This window comes from Rhodomicrobium sp., from assembly GCF_047605405.1.
GTDB classification, from domain to species: domain Bacteria; phylum Pseudomonadota; class Alphaproteobacteria; order Rhizobiales; family Rhodomicrobiaceae; genus Rhodomicrobium; species Rhodomicrobium lacus.
Map to the genome: position 1 here is coordinate 1 of NZ_JASGFR010000076.1, position 3202 is coordinate 3202.

4 protein-coding genes are annotated in these 3202 nt (G+C 65.3%); all 4 read left to right on the top strand.

Annotation, left to right across the window (positions count from 1 at the left end; genetic code table 11):
- A partial coding sequence (locus QM659_RS16810) for a hypothetical protein (RefSeq protein WP_415189306.1) occupies positions 1-516 on the top strand: 516 nt, incomplete at its 5' end.
- Complete coding sequence (locus QM659_RS16815; RefSeq protein ID WP_415189307.1) at positions 513-2507, top strand: phage terminase large subunit family protein; 1995 nt, start codon at positions 513-515, stop codon at positions 2505-2507. The genes QM659_RS16810 and QM659_RS16815, both read left to right, overlap by 4 nt.
- A 12-nt stretch (positions 2508-2519) precedes the next feature.
- On the top strand, positions 2520-2738 hold the full coding sequence (locus QM659_RS16820; protein WP_415189308.1) for a phage head-tail joining protein: 219 nt from the start codon (positions 2520-2522) through the stop codon (positions 2736-2738).
- A partial coding sequence (locus QM659_RS16825) for a phage portal protein (RefSeq protein WP_415189309.1) occupies positions 2738-3202 on the top strand: 465 nt, incomplete at its 3' end. The genes QM659_RS16820 and QM659_RS16825, both read left to right, overlap by 1 nt.

Consider the following 3202-nt stretch of genomic DNA (forward strand, 5'->3'; position numbering starts at 1 on the left):
AAGATGGGCGTGGCCGATAACGCGGTGCGGTCGCGTATCCGCAGCGGGCGTCTCGCCGAGGCGGTGTATGACGACGGCTCTCTGAACGAAGAACTGGCGACACGGCTTTGGAAGCGAGAACCGCCGCAGGAGCGCAAACGTCGCCTCGTGCCGCCGTCCGAACGTAAGGCCAAGATCGCGGATGAGGCGAACGACGCGGCAGGCGAGTTCGAGCTGAAGCTCCGGCGCATGCGTGTCGCGCTCGAAAAGGAGACGCTCGAACTCGAGAAGCTGAAGCGCAGTACGGTCGACCGCGAAGAAGTACGCCGCGCGGCTCGTGCTTTCGGCCGAGGACACCGCGACCAGATGCTGAACTTCGCGAACCGCTACGGGCCTGGGATCGCAGCCGCTGCTGGATGCGATGCCGCGACGCTGATCGGCCTGATCGACGCTCGCATGCGCGAAGCGCTCCTCGAATCGGTCGGCATTCCGGTGCCGTTTCACGAGCCGGACGATCCTGCGCTCGGTGGCGAATGACGGACGAACCGGAAGTCTGCGGTTCTGAGCTCTTCACCTTGGCGGCCTACGAGGCGCGCCAGCCGGACCCGCCCTATACCGTGTCGGAATGGGCCGACCGCAATCGGCACCTCTCCACGGTCGCGAGCGCGGAGCCTGGGCTTTGGCGCACCGCCCGCACACCATACCTGCGCGAGATCATGGACAACTTGTCCGCTTACTCGCCGATTGAGCGCACCGTGGTGATGAAGGGCGCCCAGGTCGGTTTCTCGGAGGCAGGGCTGAACTTCATGGGCTATGCCATCCAGCACAGCCCCGGCCCGGCTCTCTACGTCATGCCCACCGTGGAGACGGTGAAGAAGCTGTCGAAGACCCGCCTCGACCCGATGATCGAAGCGAGCCCCGCTCTCAGCGCTCGGATCAATCCGGCTCGGGCGCGCGATAGCGGCAACACCATGTACTCGAAGGAGTTCGACGGCGGCGTGCTGCTGCTGACGGGCGCGAACAGTGCGGCAGGCCTGCGCTCGATGCCGATCCGCTTCCTCGTGCTCGATGAGGTGGACGCCTATCCCGCGAGCGTGGACGAGGAAGGCGATCCGGTCATGCTGGCGATCAAGCGCACAGCGAACTTCGTGCGCCGTAAGATCTTCATGCTGTCCACGCCCGCAAACAAGGACACGTCGCGCATCGGCAAGGAGTTCCGGCGGGGCGATCAGCGCTACTACAACGTGCCATGCGACGCGTGCGGCGTGCTGCAGCCGATCGTCTGGGCGCAGATCAAATGGCCGGCGGGCGAGCCCGACAAGGCGGCTTTCCACTGCGCGCATTGCGGCCATCGCCATGAAGAGCACCGAAAGGGCGCGCTTATGGACGAGGCGCGCGGGGCGTGCTGGGTTTCGACAGCAGACAGCGCGCGGGCGAACTTGCGCTCCTATCACCTCTCGGCGCTCTACTCGCCCTGGTACACCTGGGCCGAATGCGCCCATGACTTCATCGCCGCAAAGGATGACCCGGCTCTCTTGCAGCCGTTCGTGAACACGGTGCTCGGTGAGGAATGGGAAGACAAGACCGGCGAAAAGGCGGATCCGGCCACGCTGTTCGGCAAGCGCGAAGAGTACGAGTTGCTACCGGCTCGGGCGGCGCTCGTCACGGCGGGCGTGGACGTGCAGCCCGACCGCCTCGAATGCGAGGTCGTCGCCTGGGGCCGCGATGAGGAAAGCTGGAACATCGACTATCAGGTGTTCGCTGGCGATCCTTCCTCGAATGAGGTTTGGGATCAGCTCGACGAATATCTGCAGAAGCGCTGGCCCCACCCGGCCTTCGACAACGGGATGCGGATCTCGGCAACCGCGGTGGATACCGGCGGCGCGAACACGCTGTCGGCGTATGCCTTCGTGCGGCCGCGTGAGGGCCGCCGGATCTGGGCGATCAAGGGCATGGCCGGGCGCCGCCCGATCTGGCCGAAGCGGCCGAGCCGAAACAACAAGGGGAAAGTGAACCTCTACGTGATCGGCGTGGACGGCGCGAAGGAAGTCATCATGGCGCGCCTCGCGAAAGCCGGGCCTGGCGCGCACGGCGCGGGCGCCTGCCATTTCCATATGGAGCGCGATCGGGAGTATTTTGACCAACTGACGGCCGAGCGCCGCGTGACCCGCTACCACAAGGGCTTCCGGATCATCGAATGGACGAAGCCCGATCACGCCCGCAACGAGGCGCTGGACTGCCGCGTCTATGCCTATGCGGCGCTGAATGGCCTCATCATCGCGGGCTTCAGCCTGAACAGGGAAGCGAACCGCATCGAGGCTCTGCTTGCCGAGCGCGGCGTTGAGCTCCCGCAGCCGTCGGTGTCTCCGCTCGTTGAACTCGCCGAGAACATGCAGGCGGTCGTGACGGCACTGAGTGCAGCCGAGCAGCCCGCTCAAGAACCCGCAATGCCGAAGCCCCAGCCACCTGCAATAAAGCGCAAGCGGCGGCGCGTCATCGTGAGCCCGTATATGCACGCCGTCCGATGACGGGAGAGATACGTGGCCGAGACCCTAGAAGAGCTTCAGTCGCAACGTGCCGCCTTGGCCAAGGCGCTCCACACGGGCGCGTTTCAGGTTCGGCACGGCGATAAGCAGGTCACGTACCGCAGCGTGGAGGAAATCAAGAAAGCGCTCGCGGCTCTGGATGAGGCGGTTGCCCTTGTATCCGGCAAGCGGCGCTCGCGCGTGACCTATGTCAACGCACAGCGGGGGTATTGATGTTCGGGCTTCGCCGTCTGGCAAACGCCTTCATGCCGTGGCGTAGCGGGGGCGCAAACCCTTCATTCGAGGCAGCTGGGCGAGGACGCCGGCTTGCCGGCTTCAATCCATCGCGCAACCACGTCAACCGCGCCATCCAGACCGCCGGCGACACGATCCTGTCGCGGGCGCGATGGCTTTATGAGAACGACGGCATTTGCGGCAACGCCGTCGATGAATGGGCTGCAACGGCCGTAGCCGAGGGCGTGAAGCTGCGCCCTCGCGTAAAGGGCCACAAGGCCAAGGTGAGCGCGCTGCTCGACCTGTTCTGGCGCTGGGCCGAAGAAGCGGACGCGGACGGCGTGTCGGATTTCTACGGCATGCAGGAGCGGATCGCTCGCGAGGTCTTTCTGGCGGGGGAGTGCTTCGTGCGCATTCGCCATGCGCGGCCCGGAGAAATGGCGACCGTGCCGTTTCAGTTGCAG

Bases quoted from the DNA above. Each gene is read 5' to 3' on its own strand.
- QM659_RS16815 (WP_415189307.1), top strand. From the start codon at position 513: ATGACGGACGAACCGGAAGTCTGCGGTTCTGAGCTCTTCACCTTGGCG.